Source organism: Pseudofrankia inefficax (assembly GCF_000166135.1).
Classification (GTDB): Bacteria; Actinomycetota; Actinomycetes; order Frankiales; family Frankiaceae; genus Pseudofrankia; species Pseudofrankia inefficax.
The window spans coordinates 4,058,508-4,077,425 of record NC_014666.1; the positions used below are offsets into that span (position 1 = coordinate 4,058,508).

Annotated in this window: 15 protein-coding genes; 10 read left to right on the top strand and 5 right to left on the bottom strand. The window is 71.3% G+C overall.

The window, feature by feature from the left end; translation table 11 throughout:
• Positions 1–15: 15 nt before the first annotated feature.
• From FRAEUI1C_RS16465 to FRAEUI1C_RS16480, 4 genes are all read right to left on the bottom strand, one after another.
• A complete protein-coding gene (locus FRAEUI1C_RS16465) occupies positions 16–1,254 on the bottom strand; it encodes a hypothetical protein (protein ID WP_013424442.1) in 1,239 nt (412 codons plus the stop codon).
• Positions 1,254–2,399 (bottom strand): sulfotransferase family protein, encoded by a 1,146-nt coding sequence (locus tag FRAEUI1C_RS16470; protein WP_013424443.1) that lies wholly within the window; start codon positions 2,397–2,399, stop codon positions 1,254–1,256. The genes FRAEUI1C_RS16465 and FRAEUI1C_RS16470 overlap by 1 nt, the downstream gene beginning before the upstream one ends.
• 75 nt (positions 2,400–2,474) lie before the next feature.
• Complete coding sequence (locus FRAEUI1C_RS16475; RefSeq protein ID WP_013424444.1) at positions 2,475–3,068, bottom strand: TetR/AcrR family transcriptional regulator; 594 nt, start codon at positions 3,066–3,068, stop codon at positions 2,475–2,477.
• A 65-nt stretch (positions 3,069–3,133) separates the two neighbouring features.
• On the bottom strand, positions 3,134–4,054 hold the full coding sequence (locus FRAEUI1C_RS16480) for an alpha/beta hydrolase (RefSeq protein ID WP_232425452.1): 921 nt from the start codon (positions 4,052–4,054) through the stop codon (positions 3,134–3,136).
• 416 nt (positions 4,055–4,470) lie between these two features.
• Between FRAEUI1C_RS16480 and FRAEUI1C_RS16485 the strand changes: the two genes are divergently transcribed.
• The 7 genes from FRAEUI1C_RS16485 (at position 4,471) to FRAEUI1C_RS16515 (ending at position 12,884) form a co-directional block, all read left to right on the top strand.
• Positions 4,471–5,166, top strand: a complete 696-nt coding sequence (locus FRAEUI1C_RS16485) for a TetR/AcrR family transcriptional regulator (RefSeq protein ID WP_013424446.1) — start codon at positions 4,471–4,473, stop codon at positions 5,164–5,166.
• Positions 5,167–5,428: 262 nt separating this feature from the next.
• The gene (locus tag FRAEUI1C_RS16490) at positions 5,429–6,229 is read left to right on the top strand and encodes an enoyl-CoA hydratase (RefSeq protein ID WP_013424447.1); all 801 of its coding nucleotides are present in this window, start codon (positions 5,429–5,431) and stop codon (positions 6,227–6,229) included.
• Positions 6,230–6,562: 333 nt separating this feature from the next.
• The gene (locus tag FRAEUI1C_RS16495) at positions 6,563–7,777 is read left to right on the top strand and encodes a CaiB/BaiF CoA transferase family protein (protein ID WP_013424448.1); all 1,215 of its coding nucleotides are present in this window, start codon (positions 6,563–6,565) and stop codon (positions 7,775–7,777) included.
• Positions 7,774–9,006: a cytochrome P450 gene (locus FRAEUI1C_RS16500; protein ID WP_013424449.1), complete on the top strand. Its 1,233-nt coding sequence runs from the start codon at positions 7,774–7,776 to the stop codon at positions 9,004–9,006. The genes FRAEUI1C_RS16495 and FRAEUI1C_RS16500 overlap by 4 nt, the downstream gene beginning before the upstream one ends.
• Positions 9,003–10,466 carry an aldehyde dehydrogenase family protein gene (locus tag FRAEUI1C_RS16505; protein ID WP_013424450.1) on the top strand — a complete coding sequence of 488 codons (1,464 nt, stop codon included), beginning with the start codon at positions 9,003–9,005 and terminating at the stop codon, positions 10,464–10,466. The genes FRAEUI1C_RS16500 and FRAEUI1C_RS16505 overlap by 4 nt, the downstream gene beginning before the upstream one ends.
• Complete coding sequence (locus tag FRAEUI1C_RS16510) at positions 10,463–12,166, top strand: thiolase C-terminal domain-containing protein (RefSeq protein WP_013424451.1); 1,704 nt, start codon at positions 10,463–10,465, stop codon at positions 12,164–12,166. The genes FRAEUI1C_RS16505 and FRAEUI1C_RS16510 overlap by 4 nt, the downstream gene beginning before the upstream one ends.
• Before the next feature lie 4 nt (positions 12,167–12,170).
• Positions 12,171–12,884, top strand: coding sequence for a 3'(2'),5'-bisphosphate nucleotidase CysQ (locus tag FRAEUI1C_RS16515; protein ID WP_013424452.1), 714 nt, complete (start codon positions 12,171–12,173; stop codon positions 12,882–12,884).
• Positions 12,885–13,099: 215 nt separating this feature from the next.
• On the opposite strand, the gene FRAEUI1C_RS16520 is transcribed toward FRAEUI1C_RS16515, so the two are convergent.
• Positions 13,100–14,356, bottom strand: coding sequence for an ABC transporter substrate-binding protein (locus FRAEUI1C_RS16520; protein WP_013424453.1), 1,257 nt, complete (start codon positions 14,354–14,356; stop codon positions 13,100–13,102).
• Positions 14,357–14,797: 441 nt separating this feature from the next.
• On the opposite strand from FRAEUI1C_RS16520, the gene FRAEUI1C_RS16525 reads away from it, so the two are divergent.
• From FRAEUI1C_RS16525 to FRAEUI1C_RS16535, 3 genes are all read left to right on the top strand, one after another.
• Positions 14,798–16,390, top strand: coding sequence for a class I adenylate-forming enzyme family protein (locus FRAEUI1C_RS16525; RefSeq protein WP_013424454.1), 1,593 nt, complete (start codon positions 14,798–14,800; stop codon positions 16,388–16,390).
• Between the two features lie 215 nt (positions 16,391–16,605).
• A complete protein-coding gene (locus tag FRAEUI1C_RS16530) occupies positions 16,606–17,715 on the top strand; it encodes a Zn-dependent alcohol dehydrogenase (RefSeq protein ID WP_013424455.1) in 1,110 nt (369 codons plus the stop codon).
• Complete coding sequence (locus FRAEUI1C_RS16535) at positions 17,712–18,863, top strand: Rv3169 family protein (protein ID WP_013424456.1); 1,152 nt, start codon at positions 17,712–17,714, stop codon at positions 18,861–18,863. Before FRAEUI1C_RS16530 ends, FRAEUI1C_RS16535 begins: the two co-directional genes overlap by 4 nt.
• Positions 18,864–18,918 lie beyond the last annotated feature (55 nt).

Sequence of the window (18,918 nt, forward strand, 5' to 3'; positions counted from 1 at the left end):
CGGGTGGGGGTCGGCTCAGGTGCTGGCGAAGCGGCGCTGCACGCCAAGCCGCCGGCGCTCGACCGTCGCCGCGCGCTCTTGCGGGGTGACGACGCCCGTCGTCTCCGGGAGGTGGTCCCGGATCGAGTCGAAGGGCACGACCTTGGTGATGGCGTCCGGTCCGTGGTCGGCGACGACCCAGCGGAAAAGCAGCGGGCCCTTGGTGTGGCCCATCGTGTCCAGCCAGTTCGGCACGCCCGGGTCGCGATGCGCGACGACGGCCCGGAAGACGCCGTCGTCGTCCAGCACCGCCTGGCGGAAGTTCAGGCTGGTGTGCCGGGTGGCGTAGTCGAGGGACTCCCACCAGAAGTTCCCGATGTGCAGGCTCCAGTACCGGGCCTGCGCCGGAGTCGCCTCGATGATCAGGGCCTCGTCCGGTGCGAGGTCGAAATGCCCCCAGCCGTTGATGTTCTCCTGGGCGCCACCCATGTCGGACTTCACGGTGGCCGGGTCGAAGGCGTTGCGCCGGTTGGCCTGCCCCATGGCCTCGATGTCGTGCCAGAACTTGATGTTCGCCTCGAGCCAGCCGCCGATCCGCTCGATCTGGGCCGCCACCCGGGCCGGCGTGGCGACGAGACGGTCGGCGGAGGCGTCGGCCGGGACCGGCGAGACGAGCTCGATGTCCAGCCGCGCGCGCTGCTCGGTGTCCCAGTCGCCGAAGAACTGCCGGACGACCAGGGTGTTGGTCTCCGGGGTGGAGGCCAGGTAGTTGCCCTCGCGCTTGGTGGGGCCGACCCAGAGCTCGAAGTTTCCCTCGGCGTCGGTCTCCAGCTCGTCGTTGCGGATGTTGCCGTAGGTGGCCAGGCCTCCCATGACCTGGAAACCGAGATACCCGACGGTCCCGACGTTGCCCCAGACCCGGTAGTCGAGATCGCCGCGGATCGTCGCGTTCAGGTAGGCGCAGTCGGGGCAGTCGAGGCCCCACTTGTAGATGTCGGTCCGGGCGTAGGCGCCGAGGGTCGGCGCGATCGGGTCCGACGGCGCCAGCGCCTGGTTGATCCCGTAGCCGACCATCGCGAGGAGGTGCCGGTAGCCCGCGGCCTTGTCGACCGGCGCCTGCGGCACATCGGCGCGGTTCAGCTCGTCGCCAACCCTGGCGATCGTCTCGCCGAACGCCTTCCAGACACTGCCGTCGAGCAGCGCCGGGCTGTCATAGGTCTCCGTCAGCAGCGCGCCGTCTATGTGGTTCGGCATCCAGTCGAAGTTCATGTCCATCAGTTCTCCTCGGTGATGCCGAAACGGTCGGTGTAGAACCCGAAGCGCCTGCGCAGGTCGGCGGGGTCGAGCCCGAACTCGGCGGGGTCGTAGCGCCGGGCACCGGCCCGGTCCTCGGAGTTGGTGCGCCACCAGTCGGCCATCAGGCTCCGGGTGGGCTCGGGCAGCTCGATGCCGAGGCTGCGGTAAAGCCGCTCCACCGTGCCGATCGGGTCTCGCTGCATGTCGGCGAAGTGGACGTCGTGGAAGCGGTCCTCCCGACCGCCGTCCCGAAAGGCGATGAGGGTGCGCAGGCCCTCCTCCCACTGGCCGGTGGTGAGCCGGCCGAAGTGGCGCGGGTCCGGGTCGTCCGTCAGCGGCGAGGACAACGCCGACATCAGCGCGCAGACCGACGGGAGAACCTTGACGACGTCGCGGTGGGTCACGATGAACTCCGCGTCGGGGTAGACCTTGGCCAGGGCGTCCAGGTGCTGAATGTGCGCGGGCGTCTTGAGCCACCACTTGTTGGGCGGGCAGTGCCACTGCAGGAGCTGCAGTACCCGGCGGTGATACCGGTAGGTGGATTCCATGTCGCACGCGGCGAGCCAGCGGCTGTAGGTGGGAACGCGCGCGGTCGCCTCGAACAGCTGGGACCGGAAGTCGAGCGCCATCAGGAGCAGGCATTCCTGCGGCCCGGTCGCGGACTGGGGCAGCATGCCGACGAAGTCCGGGAACATCTCGTTGATGACCGTGATCTCGGTGTGCGCCTTGTCGATCCGCGGGTCGGCGTGCTGGGTGGCCGCCTCCGGGGGCGGCGTCGGCTCGCCGGCCTCCCAGCTGCGCAGCGTGCGGCGGCGGTCGTCCAGCGCGAGCAGGAAGCTCAGCGCGGTGGAGCCGGTGCGGGGGAGCCCGAGGCCGAAGACCGGTCGGTCCACGACCTCGTCGGCGATCTCCGGGTGGGCCTTGAAGCACTTCTCGATCTCGAGTCTGCTCACCAGGTTCTCGGTGAGGCGCAGGGCGTTCACGCCCTCGCCTAACTCGTTGAGCGAGGCCTCGCGGTTCATCGACTCCACGAGGACCTCAAGGCCCTCACGCCAGCCGTCGGGGCCGAAGTCGCTCGACTGGGCCCGCTCGCAGGCCTGTTCGATCAGGTGATCGACGATCACTGGGTGGCCTTCCAGAAGGGTTTACGTTACGAATTGTAAAGTAACCCGCCCATGGGAGGACATGTCAACCACAGGTCAGCTTTTTTTGTCCGCCGCGGCCCCGCGCAGGACGTGGTCGGTGATCGTCTGCGGGCTTGGCGGCGTCTCCGACCCCTGCGGCACCGCGCTGCGGTAGATCGCGAAGCCGATGACCATGTCGAAGATCGCCGCGGGGTCGGCGTCGGGGCGAAGATCGCCTTCGTCGATGCCGCGCCGCAGCCGGGTGATGACGTGTTCCTTGACCGGATCCCGCAGCCGGGCCTGCCAGGCGGTGTCCATCGGCTGGTCGTTGATCAGTCCGGAGAACGCCCGGGCCACCTCGGGGCGGCTGAAGAACTCCATGGTCGCCGTGACCCACAGCTCCAGGTCGGCGCGCAGGTCGCCCGTCTCGCCGATGACCGTGGCGTCCTGCGGGGTGGTGAAGAGCGCGTCCCAGACCATGTACGGCTTGGACGGCCAGCGCCGGTAGATCGTGGGACGCCCGACGCCGGCCCGTTCGGCGACCGCCTCGATGGTCAGTGCCGAGTAGCCCAGCTCGAGGAGGAGCTCGCGACAGGCGCGCGTGATCGACTCGTCCACGCTGGGATCTCTGGGACGGCCGGGGGTGCGGCGCAGGCGCGGTGAGCTCACTCGGTCATTCTCGCCATCCGGTCGTCCGAGGCGGGCCGCGGGACGCTCGAGCCGACGCCCTGGCACTACCAGCGGGCATCGACGAAGCGGCGGATCTCGGCGCTGAGCTCGTCGTCCTCGGGCGCGCCGAAGAATCCGCCGTGGGGCATCGCCTCGAACACGTGGAGCTCCGCCTGGACTCCGGCCGCGCGAAGCTTCCGGTGGAGGCGAACGGCGTTGGACAGGAAGAGATCGCGGGTACCGGCCTGCAGGAAGGTCGGCGGGAACTCGGGCGTGAAGTCGCCGAACAGCGGCGACAGGTAAGGGTCCGCCAGGTCATGGCCAGCCGCGTAGAGCTGGCTCTGCGGCAGCAGCGAACTGGTGAGGACGACGTCGAGCCCCATGTTCGTGGCGAAGCTGTCGCCCGATTCGGTCAGGTCCACCTGCGGGGTGAGCAGCACGACGGCGGCGGGCGGGGGGAGCCCCTCGTCACGGGCCCGCAGGAGCAGCGCGGCGGCCAGGTTGCCGCCCGCCGAGGCGCCACCGACGATGATCTCCTCCGGGCGATGCGACCGCAGCAGCGCCCGGTAGACCGTCAGGCAGTCGTCCAACGCTGCGGGGTACGGATGGTCGGGGGGCATCCGGTAGTCGACACCCCAGGTGACGACGCCGACCAGGTCGGCCATGCGGACAGTCGAGGCGCGGCAGCACTCACCGCCACCCATGAGCAGACCGCCGCCGTGAATGTCGAGAAAGACCCGAGATCCGGTCCCGGGCGCCACGTTCTCGGGGGTGACCACGAAGACCCGGGCACCGGCGACGTCCACCGTCTCGACCGTCGATTTCGTGCCCGCGGAGCTGGCCTCCAGGAACGGTAACAACATCTCGTCGGTCTCGGCGACCAGCCTGCGCCAACCCTCCGCGTCGTCGAGCGCCGGGGTGGTGGCTGCCTGCGCCGACGTCAGGAAGGCCATTCCGGCGAGCATCTCCCGCGCTTCGGCGCTCACGGACGAGGGCGCCGGAATCGTTCGCGCGGGCAGGTTCAAGGATCGGGACTGTGGCTCTGTGCTCAAGTGTGTCCTCCGATGGCGCGGAAACCCCGAGGTCGCCGGAGCGCGCACGCGGCGGCGCTGGGGGCAGGGTCTCGCGGGACGGCGGACGGGCTTCGCCGCGTCCGCCGAGGCGGGTGGATGGTGCCGAGCCCCGCCTTTCGGGCACGCTACGACATCCCGACGCGGCATGCCATCTGGTTCGCCGGTCCGGTCCGGCGACCCGGGAGCCTGCTCACCGGCCAGTTTCGGTAGGTTGGGTTACCGCGGGCGTGTAGCCTACGGTCCGGCATCGTCGCGCCCACGCAACAAGCCACAGCCGCGGACGAACCACAGCCAGCGCAGTTTGCCGACGACTGAGTCCAGGGGGGCGCATGCCTGCAAGAGGGGACTCGGCACCCACCTCCTCCGCGCCGCAGATCGGGCGCTGGCGCGAGCGGGCGGTGGAAAGATCTCTCACCGACGCGCGGGCGAAGGCGGTCCGCCGCGGCGATCACTATCTGCAGACCGCGATCCAGCTGCTCGCCGAGAACGGCGACTTCACGCTGCAGGAGCTGGTCGAACGCGCCAAGACGTCCTTCCGCTCGTTCTACCAGTACTACGAGAGCAAGGACGAGCTGCTCCTCGCCGTCTTCGAGGACGTCATGGAGAAGTCGGCGAACGAGTGCCGCTCCGAGGTGGAAGGGCTGGCCGACCCGTTCGACCGGGTCCACCACGTCGTCGAGCGTCTCTACGACGGCGTGACCGACCCCATCGGCGGGGTGCTCAGCCGCGCCATGACGATCTACCACCTGCAGCTGGCGGAGTCCCGTCCAGCGGACTTCGCCAGCGTGCTGGAGCCGCAGAAGCAGCTGTTCGTGGACCTGGTGCGCGACGGGGTCGATCGCGGTGCCTTCCGCAAGGACATCGAGCCCGACCAGCTCGCGATGATCCTCGTGCAGACGATTGTCGCCGCGACGCACATGCACGCCCTGGGCATCCACCTGACCGGTGTGCCACTGACGTCTCACGGACTGTGGGACTTCATCCGGGTGGGACTGAGCCGGGAGGCGGCGTCCCCGCAGGCGTGACGGTTCCGCCGGAACAGGCCGACCGACCCGGTTGAGCGGGGCGCCCGTCGGCGCTCCCGCCTCTGTCTTCTTCACACCTCCCCGCTGCCGCCCACCCATTACCCGTTCTGGTAATCCGTGTTACCGTCCGGATGCCGCTCCGCTGGACAGATCCGGCAGAGTCTGCCTGACGGCTGCCGGGCAAGCGGGGTGGCGTGGCGGATCGCGATCGGCTCGTCGAGCCGGTGGGCGGGCGGCCCCGCACGACTTTCGGAGGTTCGCGTTGAAGACCGAATTCATCCGGTACGACCAGGCTGATCGCGTCGCGACCATCACGCTCGACCGGCCGGCGGTGGCGAACGCGCAGAACCTGGACCTGCTCGACGACCTGGACGAGGCGTGGTGCGCCGCCGCGGCGGACCCGGAGGTGCGGGTCATCGTCCTGCAGGCGAACGGCCGGCACTTCTCGGCCGGTCACGACCTGCGGGCCGGGCTGGGCCCGGACAGCCCCGACAAGCTGACCGTCGAGTACCTCTACGGCATCGAGTCGCGCCGGTACCTGGAGTACTCGCTGCGCTGGCGGAACGTCCCGAAGCCGTCGATCGCCGCGGTCCAGGGAAGCGTCATCGCCGCTGGCCTCCTGCTGTGCTGGCCCTGCGATCTCATCGTCGCGGCGGACAGCGCGACCTTCTCGGACCCCGTCGTGGCCATGGGCATCGGTGGTGTCGAGTACCACGGCCACACCTGGGAGTTCGGCGCCCGCAAGGCGAAGGAGCTGCTCTTCACCGGCCGCTCCATGAGCGCCGCGGAGGCGGAGCGCGTCGGCATGGTCAACCGGGTCGTGCCGGTCGAGCGGCTGCGCGCCGAGGCCAGGGAGCTGGCGCTGGAGATCGCCCGCATGCACCCGTTCGCGCTGCGCCAGGCGAAGCGGGCGGTCAACCAGACGCTGGACGTGCAGGGGTTCTACGCCGCGATCCAGTCGGTGTTCGACATTCACCAGACCGGCCACGGACACGCGCTGAGCGAGTCCGGCTACCCGGTGCTCGCCGGTCTCGACGAGATGAAAGAAGTGATCAAGAGGTAGCGGCGCCTCGACCCATCGGTAGTACAGGCCGTCAAGACGGGTTATGCGTATTACCGTCGCGTGGTAATGTGAGATCCACCCCCGTAGTCTCGGCTATCCGGTCCCCAGCGGGCCTCGGCGCCCCACTCGGTCTCGTCGAGGAGATCAGGGAAATCGCGGCGCGCGACCGTCCCCGAGATTGCGGCGGGCAACCTCCGACGCTTCCTGAACATCCCGCTGCCAGGCTGACCCCGCAGCGGTCCACAACACAATTCGGCAGGCCCGGCCTGACCGGTTGTATTTCGCATGCCGTCGCGGGGCGACACGGCTTTCAAACGGCAGGAGTTCCGTTTCGTGAATGACGTCTTAGCTGGCATCAAGGTCATCGAGGTGGCCGGGTGGACCTTCGTCCCGTCCGCCGGCGCGGTTCTCGCGGAATGGGGCGCCGACGTCATCAAGGTCGAGCCGCTGACCGGTGACCCGCAGCGCGGCCTGGTGACGTCCGGCCTGGTGCCCGCCGGTGCCGGCGGCGTGAACTACATGATGGAGGTCCCCAACCGGGGGAAACGCTCGATCGGCATCGACCTGTCCACCGAGGGCGGCCGGGACCTGCTCCTGGCGCTGGTGCGGCAGGCCGACGTCTTTCTCACCAGCTACCTGCCGAACGTGCGCAGGAAGCTCGGCATCGACGTGGACGACCTGCGCGCCGTCAATCCGGACGTCATCTACGTGCGCGGATCCGGCTACGGGCCGCGTGGTCCCGACGTCGACACCCCCGGCTTCGACGGCGTCAGCTACTGGGCGCGCGGGGGAGTCGCCGACGCGCTGACCCCGCCGGAAGCCGATTTTCCCGTGGGTGGGCGCCCGGCATTCGGCGATGTCATGGGTGGAATGGCCCTGGCCGGGGGCATCTGCGCCGCGCTGCTGGCCAGGGAGCGCAACGGGGCCGCGTCGGTGGTCGACGTCTCGCTGCTCGGGCTCGCGCTGTGGAACCTCGGGCCGGACGTGGCGGCCGCGAAGCTGTACGAAGGCGTCGAGCTGCCGAGCTTCCGCCGCGACGAGCCACCGAACCCTCTGGTCGCCTACTACCGCACCGCGGACGACCGGCAGATCTGCCTCATGATGCTGCAGTCCGACCGCTACTGGCCGGACCTGTGCCGGCACCTCGGCCTGGACGGGTCCATCGCGGATCCCCGCTACGCGGACGCCGCGGCCCGCTTCCACAACCGGGCCGAGCTCTACCGCCTGCTGTCGGAGACATTCGCCAGCCGGACCTATGCGCAATGGCGCGACACACTGGCGACACTGGCCGGCCCCTGGTCGGGAATGCAGACCGCCGCCGAACTTCACGACGACCCGGCCGCGCTCGCGAACGGGTATCTCGCCACGCTCACCGCGACGAGCGGCGCCGCCTTCGAGCTCGCGGCCAACCCCGTCCAGTTCGACGAGACCCCAGCCAGCCCCTCGGGCGCTCCCGAACACGGTCAGCACACCGAGGAGATCCTGCTCGACCTCGGGCTCGGCTGGGACGACATCGATCGCCACAAGCAGCAAGGAGACATCCTGTGACGACCGCCCACGCCGCCGAGCCGGCCCTTCCCGTCAGCGCCCCAGCCAGCCCGTTCGACTGGAACCCGTTCGCCCAGTCCTTCTACAACGACCCGCAGCCGGCCTACCGCCGGCTCCGCGACGAGGCGCCGGTCTACTACAACGAGAAGCAGAACTTCTACGCGCTTTCCCGGCACGCCGACGTGGCGGAGGCGCTCAAGGACACGGCGACCTTCTCGTCGACGCGCGGTATCGAGCTGCACTCCATCCAGGAGGGCCAGGTCGCCCACGCCGGCATCATCCAGATGGACCCGCCGGAGCAGACCCGGATGCGGCTGCTGGTGAGCCGGGCGTTTCAGCCCCGCGTCATCCAGGGCCTGGAACCCGAGGTCGTGGCCGTGATCGAGCACTATGCGGGCGGTCTCGGGCAGGAGTTCGACGCGGTCGCCGACTTCTCCGCGCTCTTCCCGATGGAGATCATCTCGCGGATGGTGGGCATCCCGGCCGAGAAACGGGACTGGATGCGCCACGGCATCGACTACATCCTCGGCCGTGACAACTCGCCCGCCATGACCGACGACCAGATGAGGGTCGCCATCGAGCTGTCCACCTACTACTACACGCTGGCCGTCGAGCGCCGGAACAACCCGGGCGATGACATGATCAGCATGCTGATCGAGGCCGAGGTGCTCCGCGAGGACGGGACGAAGACCGCCCTCGACGACATCGAGATCACCACCTTCATCTCGCTGCTGGGCGGCGCCGGCGCCGAGACCGTCACCAAGCTCATCGGGAACGCGGTCGTCCTGTTCGGCCGCCACCCCGACCAGTGGCAGCTGCTGCAGGAGCGGCCCGAGCTCATCCCGAACGCCGTCGAGGAGGTGCTGCGCTACGACCCGCCGGCCACCTACACGGCCCGATGCCTGGCTCGGGAGTACACCGGGCACGGCGTGACCATTCCGGCCGGGGCGGCGGCACTGCTGCTCATCGGCGCGGCCACCCGCGACGAGCGGGCCTACGAGGACCCGGAGCGGTTCGACATCCGGCGCGAGCCGCAGATGAACCTCGCGTTCGGCTTCGGCGCCCACCGTTGCCTCGGCGCGGCGCTCGCCCGGATCGAGGGGCGGGTGGCGCTGGAGCGGCTGCTGCGCCACATGCCGCGCTTCGAGGTCGACGAGAGCGGTCTCCGCCGGGTCAACATGACCAATGTTCTGGGCTACTCGAACGTTCCGGTCCGGGTGCTGCCATGAGCGGCGAGTCGAGGCTGCTCATCGGTGGAAAGCTGACGGACGCGGCAAGCGGCCGCACGTTCGACAACATCAACCCCGCGACCGAGGAGATCCTCGGGTCGACGGCCGACGCCGACCTGGTCGACCTCGACGCGGCGATCGCGAGCGCCCGCGTCGCCTTCGACACGACGACCTGGTCCACCGACCGCGCGCTGCGCAAGCGGTGCCTGCTGCAGCTGCAGGAAGCGCTGGAACGGGAGCGCGAGGAGATCCGCGCCGAACTGGTCGCGGAGGTGGGCTGCCCGGTCGCCACGACGTACATGGCGCAGCTGGAGCTGCCGCTGGAGGACGCGCTGCTCTGGCCGGCCAGAGCGATCGACGAGTTCCCCTGGGAGCGTGAGCTCTCGACCGGCAACCAGTTCGGCATGCGGAGCTGGCGGAAGGCGGTGAAGGAGCCGGTCGGGGTGGTCGGGGCGATCACACCGTGGAACTACCCGCTGGAGATCACTCTCGGCAAGCTCGGCCAGATCCTCGCCACCGGCAACACGCTGGTCCTCAAGCCGGCGCCGGACACGCCCTGGACCACCACCCGGATCGGCCGGCTGGTCGCGGAGCACACCGACATCCCGCCGGGCGTCGTCAACGTCGTCGCCTCGGCCGACCACGCGCTCGGGGAAGCCCTGGTCGACGACCCACGCGTCGACCTGATCTCCTTCACCGGGTCCACCGCCACCGGGCGGCGGATCATGGAAAGGGGCTCCGCCGGCCTCAAGCGCCTCTTCCTCGAGCTGGGCGGCAAGTCCGCCGACATCGTCCTGGACGACGCCGACCTCCCGGCGAAGCTGGCCTTCGCCTCGTTCGTCTGCATGCACGCCGGCCAGGGCTGCGCGATGACCACCCGGCTGCTGGTGCCCCGGTCCCGCTACGACGAGGCCGTCGAGCTGGTGGCGGCGAGCTTCGCGAACGTGCCGTACGGCGACCCGACCGACCCCGCGAACATCCAGGGCCCCCAGATCAGCGCCCGCCAGCGCGACCGCGTGCTCGGCTACGTCGAGGCGGGCCTGCGGGAGGGCGCCCGGCTGGTGACGGGCGGCGGTCGGCCGAGCCACCTCCCGAAGGGCTTCTACGTCGAGCCGACCCTGTTCGCCGACGTCGACAACACGATGACGATCGCCCGCGAGGAGATCTTCGGCCCGGTCCTCGTGATGATCCCGTTCGAGGACGACGACGACGCGGTCCGGATCGCGAACGACAGCCCCTACGGCCTGTCCGGCGCGGTCACCAGCGGCTCAGCGGAACGAGCGCTGGCGGTGGCCGGGCGACTCAAGGCCGGCACGGTCTCGGTGAACGGCGGGATCTACTACGGCGCCGACGTTCCGTTCGGCGGCCGCAAGGCGAGCGGGATCGGCCGGCAGAACGGCGTCGAGGGCTTCGAGCAGTATCTGGAGACCAAGTCGATCGCCGGTCTCGCGGCCTCGTGACCGAGGTCGAGGGCACCCCGGGGCCGGCTGTGGTCCGGCCGCTGCCCGCTGTCACCCCGCACACCCGCCCGTTCTGGACCGGCGGCGAGCGGGGCGAGCTGCGGCTCTACCGCTGCGGCGCGTGCGGGCTCCTGCTGCACCCCTCGCAGGTCGTGTGCCCGCGGGGCGACGGCGGCGAGTTGGCCGTGCACGCCGTCTCGGGCCGTGGCCACGTGCTGTCCGTGTCGGTCAACGGGCAGCACTGGCTGCCGGACTTCCCCCCGCCGTACGTCGTCGCGGTCGTGGCGCTCGTGGACGATCCCGCCGTCCGGCTGACGACGAACGTCGTCGGGTGCGCGCCCGAGGACGTCGTGATCGGCATGCCGGTACGGGTCCGGTTCGTACAGCAGGAGGACGTCTGGTTGCCGCTGTTCGAGCCTGATCCGTGGGGCATGCCGGTGGAGGCCACGGCGGCCTCGTTCGCGCCACTGCCGCCCTCGTGCGCCCTGCCGAGGCCGGCGCGCCGGCCGGTGGCCGCCGGCTCTCGCCGGTTCGAGGAGCGGGTGGCCATCACGGGCGCCGGGCAGTCGCGCATCGGGCGGCGGCTGATGCGGCCACCGGTGGAGCTGGCCGTCGAGGCGTGCCGGGCGGCCGTCGCGGACGCCGGGCTCACGATGGACGACATCGACGGCCTGTCCACCTATCCCGGCGGCTTCCTCGAACCTATGGGCATCTCCGAGGGCGGCGTCGGCGCCGTGGAGGAGGCGTTGCGGGTCCACCCGGCGTGGATCAACGGCGGGGACGAGAGCTCGGGCCAGCTCGGCTCGGTGATCGCGGCGATGCTCGCCGTCGCCGGCGGGCTGTGCCAGCACGTCCTGTGCTTCCGGACGGTCTGGGAGTCGACGCACACGACCCTGCTGCGGGAGGGCCAGCTCGCGCTTCCTCCCGGCGGACGGGTGACCGGCTCCTTCCAGTACCAGCTGCCGTTCGGGGCCGCGTCGGCGGCGCAGTGGGTCGCCCAGTACGCCTCGCACTACTTCGCCCGCTTCGGGGCGAGCCGCGAGACGCTCGGCTGGATCGCGGTCAACGCCCGCGCGCACGCCGGCCTGAATCCCGCCGCGATCTACCGCTCACCGCTGAGCATGGACGACTACCTGGCGGCCCGCACGATCACGACCCCGTTCGGTCTCTACGACTGTGACGTGCCCTGCGACGGCGCAACCGCCTTCGTCGTCTCGGCCGTCGACGCGGCGCGTGACCTGCGGGCGCCCGTTCTCGTGGAGGCGGTCGGTACCGCCCTCGACGAGCGTCAGTCCTGGGACCAGGGCACGGTCAGCCACATGCCGAACGTCTTCGGCCCCGCGGCGCACCTGTGGAGCCGCACGTCCCTGCGCCCGGCCGACGTCGACGTCGCGCTGCTGTACGACGGGTTCACCTTCGTCGCGCTGTCCTGGCTGGAGGCGCTCGGCTTCTGCGGGATCGGGGAGGCGGCGGACTTCCTCGACGGCGGCAAGCGGATCGGCCTGCACGGCGAGCTGCCGCTCAACCCGCACGGTGGCCAGCTGTCGGCCGGGCGTACCCACGGGTACGGGTTCCTGCACGAGGCGGTCGTCCAGCTGCGGGGCGACGGCGGCGCTCGCCAGGTCGCCGGCGCGAGGACGGCGGTCGTCAGCGCCGGCGGCGGCGTGCCGGCCGGCTGCCTGCTCCTGCGGCGGGACTGAGGCCATGGACGACCACACGCTGGCGGCCTGGCTCGCCGTCCACGCCGGCGCGCGTCTGCTCGACATCCGCTCGCAGGGTGGCGCCGAAGGCGACCGGCAGTCGAACGAGCTGCTGCTTCGCCTGCTGGCCGAGGCGCGCCCCGACGACGCCGTCCTGTCCGAGGAGAGCGTCGACGACCTCGCGCGCCTCGACCGGGAGCGCGTCTGGATCATCGATCCACTCGACGGCACCCGCGAGTACGGCGAACCGCCCCGGACGGACTGGGCGGTCCACGTCGCGCTGGCGATCCGGGGACGGCCCGCGGTGGGCGCCGTAGCGCTGCCCGCCGCGGGCCTCGTCCTGCGCACGGGCGCACCTCCGGTGCTCCCGCCCGCCAGGCAGGGCCCGATTCGTCTCACGGTGTCGCGCAGCCGGCCGCCGGCCTGTGTCGACCACCTCCGCGGGCACCTGGACGCCGAGCTGGTCCCCATGGGCTCGGCCGGCGCCAAGGCGATGGCCGTCGTTCGGGGTGAGGCCGACGTCTACGCCCACTCCGGCGGCCAGTACGAGTGGGACTCCTGCGCGCCCGTGGCGGTCGCCGCCGCGGCCGGCCTGCACGTCTCGCGGCTCGACGGGAGCCCGTTGCTCTACAACCGGCCGAATCCCTACCTTCCCGACGTACTCATCTGTCACCCGGCGCTCGCGGGCCGGGTCCTCGGCGTGCTCCGGCGGTTCTGACCGGTGGACGGACGAAGTCGCCGAACACGGACGTGCCGCCGGCCCCGGGGCCGGCGGCGGTCGGTGGAGGGTCAGAAGGCGGGTTCGCCCTTGAGCACGCCGTCGGCGTCGAGGCGCAGGTTGAGGCCGGTGATGTAGTTGGAGACGTCGGAGGCGAGGAACAGCACCAGCGAGCTGACGTCGTTCGGTTCGTCGCGGCGAGGTCAGCCGGCGCCTCAGCGGAGTGACGTGCCGCACCAGTAGCCGTCGTGGTCGAGCGTGGTGGGTGGCGGCACGGAGACGAATCTGGTGCCGGTCTTGTCGACGTCGATGAAGGTCTGGCAAAGGGTGGGCTGTTTGGGGTGGCTCAGGTCGAGCGGGGAGATCAGGCCGCCGGCCGTGAAGTCGGTGACGTTGCGAAGATTCCGGATGAACGCCTGGCGGCTGGGGCACGTACCGGCGAGTTCCAGGCCTTTGATCATCTCGTCGGCGACGACGTAGCCGCCGATGGCGAGTTCGTCCGCCGGGTCCTTGGCCTCGGGGGCATAGTCGCTCATCGCGGCCAGGTAGGTGTCCATGGCGGGCGAGCCGGGGGCGCCGATGCTGGACGGAATGGACATGCCGGCCATGTCGGCGCCGCGTTGGGCGAGCAGGTCGGGGCTGTAGCCCGTCAGGTTCAGCGCGACGTTGAACCTGACGCCGAGAGCCTTCGCCGCCGAGTAGACGGCCAGGAAGGGCTCCAGCTGAGCGGCACCGACGAGGGTGTCCGCGCCGGACTTCCTCAGCTGGTCGGCGACCCGTGCCGCATTGGTGACGCCGTCGGTGTACGTCACCTCGCCGACGACCTGGATCCCACGGCTTCGCAGGCTGGGCGTGAGCTGCGCGGCGAGGCCCTGTGAGGCGGCGGCGTTCGGGTCGACGATGACCAGCGCCCTCGTCCCGCCCTCCGCCCTGACGAAGTCGCCGAACACGGAGGTGCCTCCGCCGTTGTACAGGTTGCCGGCGTGGAAGAGGTTGGGGTAGTCGCTCCAGATGGCGCTCGACGCGGTTCCGGCGACCGGGACGTTCTCCCTCGCCAGCCAGCCGGCCGACTGGTCCAGGGCCGTCGACGTGGTGATGAGGCCGAAGACCTTCTCCGTGTCGACCAGCTCGTGCGCGGCGCCGGAGAAAGCCTGCTCGTCGGACTGGTCGTCTCTCCACACCAGGTCGATCCGCCGGCCGTTGACGCCGCCGTGAGCGTTCTGCAGGTCGATGCGGGCCTCGACGCCGCTGCGGGCCGACTTGAACGTGGAGGCGATCTCGGCCGGTCCGGTGTCGGGATAGACGTATCCGACCTTGATCGTGCCGGCTGTCACGCCGGGCGCGGGCAGGGGACAGGCGCTGGCCGCCGGCGCGGACGATCCGCAGGCGGTCAGCACTGTGGAGAGTCCGACGAGGGCGACGGCGGCCGCCGCGACAGGGGCCCGCCCACGTAATCGATGAATGATCCTCACGGCCGTCTCCCTCGTTGCCTTGTGCTGCCGGGTCCGCCGGTACTCGGTCGGGCTTCGTCGCGGCCACGCGGTCGAGCTCGCTCGCCGGTGAGGCTGGTCCCACGGTCAGCGCCGTCTTCCGTGGTGCGTCTCCCGTCGGCCCCATGGATACTTTACAATGCTCAAATTGGTCAAGGGCCCCGCCGTCGCGGGCCAGCCAACCGCCCGACGGGCGGGCTGTGACCGAGGTACACGACGACTCGGCCGTGGTCGCGGACCCGGCGGGCACCGGGGGGCTGCCGTCGCGGTGCCGGCCCCCGTGGCCGTTCGATCCGGTGAAGGACAGGTAACGATGTCTCACGCACTGTCGGAGTGGGAGCCGCGGGAGTGCCGTTGCGGCAGCCGCGCCGCCGGCGAACGGGAGCCGAGGCTGCCGGGCGCCCGCCGGGGAGCGCGGTGGGCGTGACCCGCGCGCGCGCCATCACGGAGGCCCTCGACGCGGTGCTCGCCGATGCCCCGGACAGGCCCGCCGTGGTGGGGCCGAGTGGGACGTTGACCTATGCGGCCCTCGACGCGGTGGCCGACGCGGCCGCGGGGTTCCTGGCTGAGCGTGGGGTCCGGCCGGGTGACCGGGTCGCCGCCGCGCTGCCGAACGATCTCGACATCGTGGTCGCGTTCCACGCGGTGGCGCGGCTCGGCGCGATCTGGGTGGGCCTCGGCCGCGCGCTCGCCCGGCCGGAGAAGGACGCCCTGCTGGCCGTCGCCCGGCCCGCGCTCGTCCTGGTCGACCCGGCCGGCTACGCCGCCGAGCACGAGCCGCGCACGACGGCCAGGGCCCTCGGGCGGCCGTCGCCACTGCTCGTCGACCCGGCGGACCCGTCGGGCGACTGGGCCGCCGGCCTGCGCGCGCACGCCGGGGCGCCGCGACGGCCGGCGCCGGACCCGGATCTGCCGGCGGCGATCGCCTTCACCAGCGGCACGACCGGTCTCCCGCGCGGCGTCGTGCACTCCCAGCGAAACCTGCTGCTGCCCGCGGCGGCGCTCGCCGCCGACCGCGGCTACGACGGGAGCCTGCGCAAGGGCGACTGCCTGCCGCTGACCATTCTCAACCTCGTCGTGCTGACGACGCTGCTGACCTCGGCCGCGGGCGGCTGCTGTGTGCTGACCGACCGTCGCGACGCTCGCGGCGTCGCGGCGTGGATCGAGCGTGAGTCCGTCACGGTCTGGAACGGTGTCCCGGCCTTGCTGCACAGCCTGCTCCATGACCCGGAGCTCACTCCCGAGCGGCTGGCGTCGCTGACGGAGGTGTGGTCCGGCGGCGCCAACTGCCCCGAGGAGCTGCGAGCCGCGTTTCGCGACCGGTTCGGTGTACCGGTGTGCGCGACCTATGGGCTCACCGAGGCGCCGACGGTCGTGACGATCGACCCGCCGGGGCGGCATGTCCCCGGAGCCAGTGGTGTCCCGCTGCCGCACCTGGACGTGCGGGTCGTCGACGACGAGGGCGTACCCGTACCCACCGGGGAGCTGGGCGAGATCCTCGTCCGCGCCGCGCACGCCGGGCCGTGGCAGGGCGCCTACACGCCGATGCTGGGCGAGTGGACCAGCGACGGGCTGGTCTCCTTCCAGGGCGCGGAACTCCGTACCGGCGACATCGGCCGGGTGGACGGCGACGGCTGGCTGTCGATTCACGACCGGCTGAAGCTGCTCATCATGCGCGGCGGGGCGAACATCTACCCGGCCGAGGTCGAGCGGGTTCTCGCGCAGGTCGACGGGGTCCGCGAGGCCGTCGCGTTGGGGCTGCCCGACCCGCGGCTGGGCCAGCGGGTCGTCGCCGTCGCGGAGGTGACCCGTCCCGGCGCGACGGACGAGGCGACGTGTATCGCCCACTGCCGGGCCAGCCTCGCGCGCTACAAGGTCCCCGAGCGTGTCCTCGTGCTCGACGCGTTGCCCCGCAACGCCATGGGCAAGCCGCTGCGCGCCGCCCTGCCAGCCCTCTTCGCGTCCGCCGGCGAACCCGGCGAAGGGGCGTCGACGGCCCCGCGACCAGCGACGTAGGCCGGCCGGCGGCCGGCCCGGCCGGCTCCCGGGATCGCGGCCCGCGCGACGGTCAGGCCGCCCGGAAGGCGAACCGTCCGTCCCGGGCGCATTTGTTGAACGCCGTTTTGAGCAGTGTAAAGATGACCGTGTCGCGGCCCCCAGGCGTCATCGCCCCCGGCCAGCGCCTCGGTGTCCGATGTCCGTGCTCCGCGTGTGGTGAAGGAGTCAGCTGGATGCGCGCCGCTGTGATGACCGCCTACGACCAGCCCCTGGTCCTCGAGGACCTGGAGCGGGACCCGCTCGGCCCGCACGATGTCGCGGTCCGGGTCGACGCGAGCGGCGTGTGCCACTCCGACCTGACGATCCTGACCGGCGGGGTGCCGTTCCCGCCGCCCGTGGTCCTCGGCCACGAGGCGGCTGGAACCGTCCTCGAGACCGGTAGCCAGGTGACCCGGGTCCGGCCCGGCGACCGGGTCATCGCGAGCTTCGTGCCGCTGTGCGGGGAGTGCTGGAACTGTGTGCGCGGGCGCGGCCAGTTCTGCCGCCGTGCCTTCCGCGTGTCCGTCACCCAGCGCTGGCGGCGGCCGGACGGCGCCCTGACGACGGCGATGAGCGGTCTTGGCGCGTTCGCCGAGGAGCTGGCGGTGCACGAGTGGTCCCTCGTCAAGGTCGACACCGACCTGCCGGCCGAGCAGCTGGCGCTCATCGGCTGCGGGGTGGCGACCGGCGTCGGTGCCGCCCTGAACACCGCCCGGGTCAGGCCCGGATCGACGGTGGCGGTGATCGGCTGCGGCGGTGTCGGGCAGTTCGTCGTCCAGGGAGCCCGCATCGCCGGCGCGAGCCGGATCATCGCCGTCGACCCGGTGGCCTTCAAGCGGGAGAAGGCCCTGGCTCTGGGCGCGACCGACGCGGTGGACCCGGGACCCGACGGGCCGGCCGCCGCGGTGCATGAGCTGACCAGGGGACGCGGTGTCGACTACGCCTTCGACGTGGTGGGCCGGCCCGCCACGATCCTCGCGACCTACGACGCCGTCCGGGACGGCGGAACGGCGGTCATCGTCGGCATGTCGCGGCAGGACGAGACCGTGACCTTCCCGGCGTACGAGCTGTTCGCGCGGGAGAAACGTCTGGTGGGCTGCTTCTACGGGTCGAGCCAGGTCCGCAGCGACTTCCCCATGCTGGTCTCCCTGGTGGAGACCGGGCGGTTGGACATCGCCGCCACGGTCACCCGCCGCCTGCCGTTGGCGGACGTCAACGAGGCCTTCGACGCCATGCGCGCCGGCGAGTCGATCCGCAGTGTGCTCGTGCCCGATACCGGCAACCTGATGGGAGCGGCCGCGTGACCGACGGAGACGACGCGCGGACTCGGCTGGCGGTCGACGCCAGTGCCGAGCACTTTCCCCTGACCGGGCTCGACGAGTACCTGATCCACAACCACCCGACACCCGTCGCGGTCATGTGGACGCCGGACCTCCAGGCTTACGAGCGGGTCTGGTTCACCTGCCACGACCGTGTCGGCGAGCTGCTGGTCGTCTGCGGCGTCGCGTTCTATCCCAACCTGGCCACCGCGGAGGCGTTCGCGATCGTCAATCTGCGCGGCAGGCACATCACCGTGCGGGCGCACCGCCCGCTGGGGCCGGACCGGACGACGCTCGCGGTCGGCCCGATCGCCTTCGAGGTGGTGGCGCCGTTCCGGGAATGGCGGCTGACGCTCGGCGAGAACGACCAGGGTGTGCGGTTCGACCTCAGCTGGTTCGACACCAAGCGCCCGATCTTCCGCAACCTCGGCGCCGGGGCGATCGTGGGCAGCCGGCCCTTCAGCGGCGTCGCCGGCTATGACGGCTTCGGCCACCAGGATGGCTGGGTCGAGGTCGACGGTGAACGTTTCGAGGTGACGCCGACCAGCCATCTCGGCACGCGGGACCACCACTGGGGAACCCGCGACGGCGTGGGCGGGCCGGCGCTCTACCAGGGCTTCACCCATCCCGTCCCGAGCGTCTTCGTCGAGTTCCCGGACTGGTCGGTCTGGGTCGACCATCTGCTGCGCAACCTGGGGGACCCGAAGCGGGGCAGCGGGCTGTTGCAGGACCGGCGTTACCGCCTGCGCTTCGAGCCGGAGACCGACCAGCTCACCGGTGGCGAGTTCGACCTCGTCCACAAGGACGGCTCGGTTCGGACGATGACGTTCGAGCGGCTGGGCAACCAGATCGCCTTCCTGCGCTGCGGCATGTACGGCGGGCCGAACGGCGGCACCCCGGACGGCGACATCTGGCAGGGCATGAAGGTCGGCGACGGCCGGAGCCTCGTCGTCGGGGGCGAGTCCTACGACGTGAACGACCCGGGGACGCGGGTCCGGGTCGGTGGGCTCGACCAGTTCCACGCGCGGTTCGAATGCGACGGAGAGGTCAGTTTCGGGATGGTGGAGAGCTACAGCTCGCTCACGCACGCGATGGCGGCGGCGGGCCGCGGCGGCCTGTCGGTGCTGCGGTGACGACCGTCGACCGGCCACTGGGCGGGCCGCGGCGACCTTCGTCGGTCGGGCGGGC

What these genes read in the sequence shown, in the direction of transcription:
- FRAEUI1C_RS16465 (WP_013424442.1), bottom strand. Translation starts at nt 1,254, where the DNA reads ATGGACATGAACTTCGACTGGATGCCGAACCACATAGACGGCGCGCTG.
- FRAEUI1C_RS16485 (WP_013424446.1), top strand. Translation starts at nt 4,471, where the DNA reads ATGCCTGCAAGAGGGGACTCGGCACCCACCTCCTCCGCGCCGCAGATC.
- FRAEUI1C_RS16505 (WP_013424450.1), top strand. Translation starts at nt 9,003, where the DNA reads ATGAGCGGCGAGTCGAGGCTGCTCATCGGTGGAAAGCTGACGGACGCG.
- FRAEUI1C_RS16515 (WP_013424452.1), top strand. Translation starts at nt 12,171, where the DNA reads ATGGACGACCACACGCTGGCGGCCTGGCTCGCCGTCCACGCCGGCGCG.
- FRAEUI1C_RS16530 (WP_013424455.1), top strand. Translation starts at nt 16,606, where the DNA reads ATGCGCGCCGCTGTGATGACCGCCTACGACCAGCCCCTGGTCCTCGAG.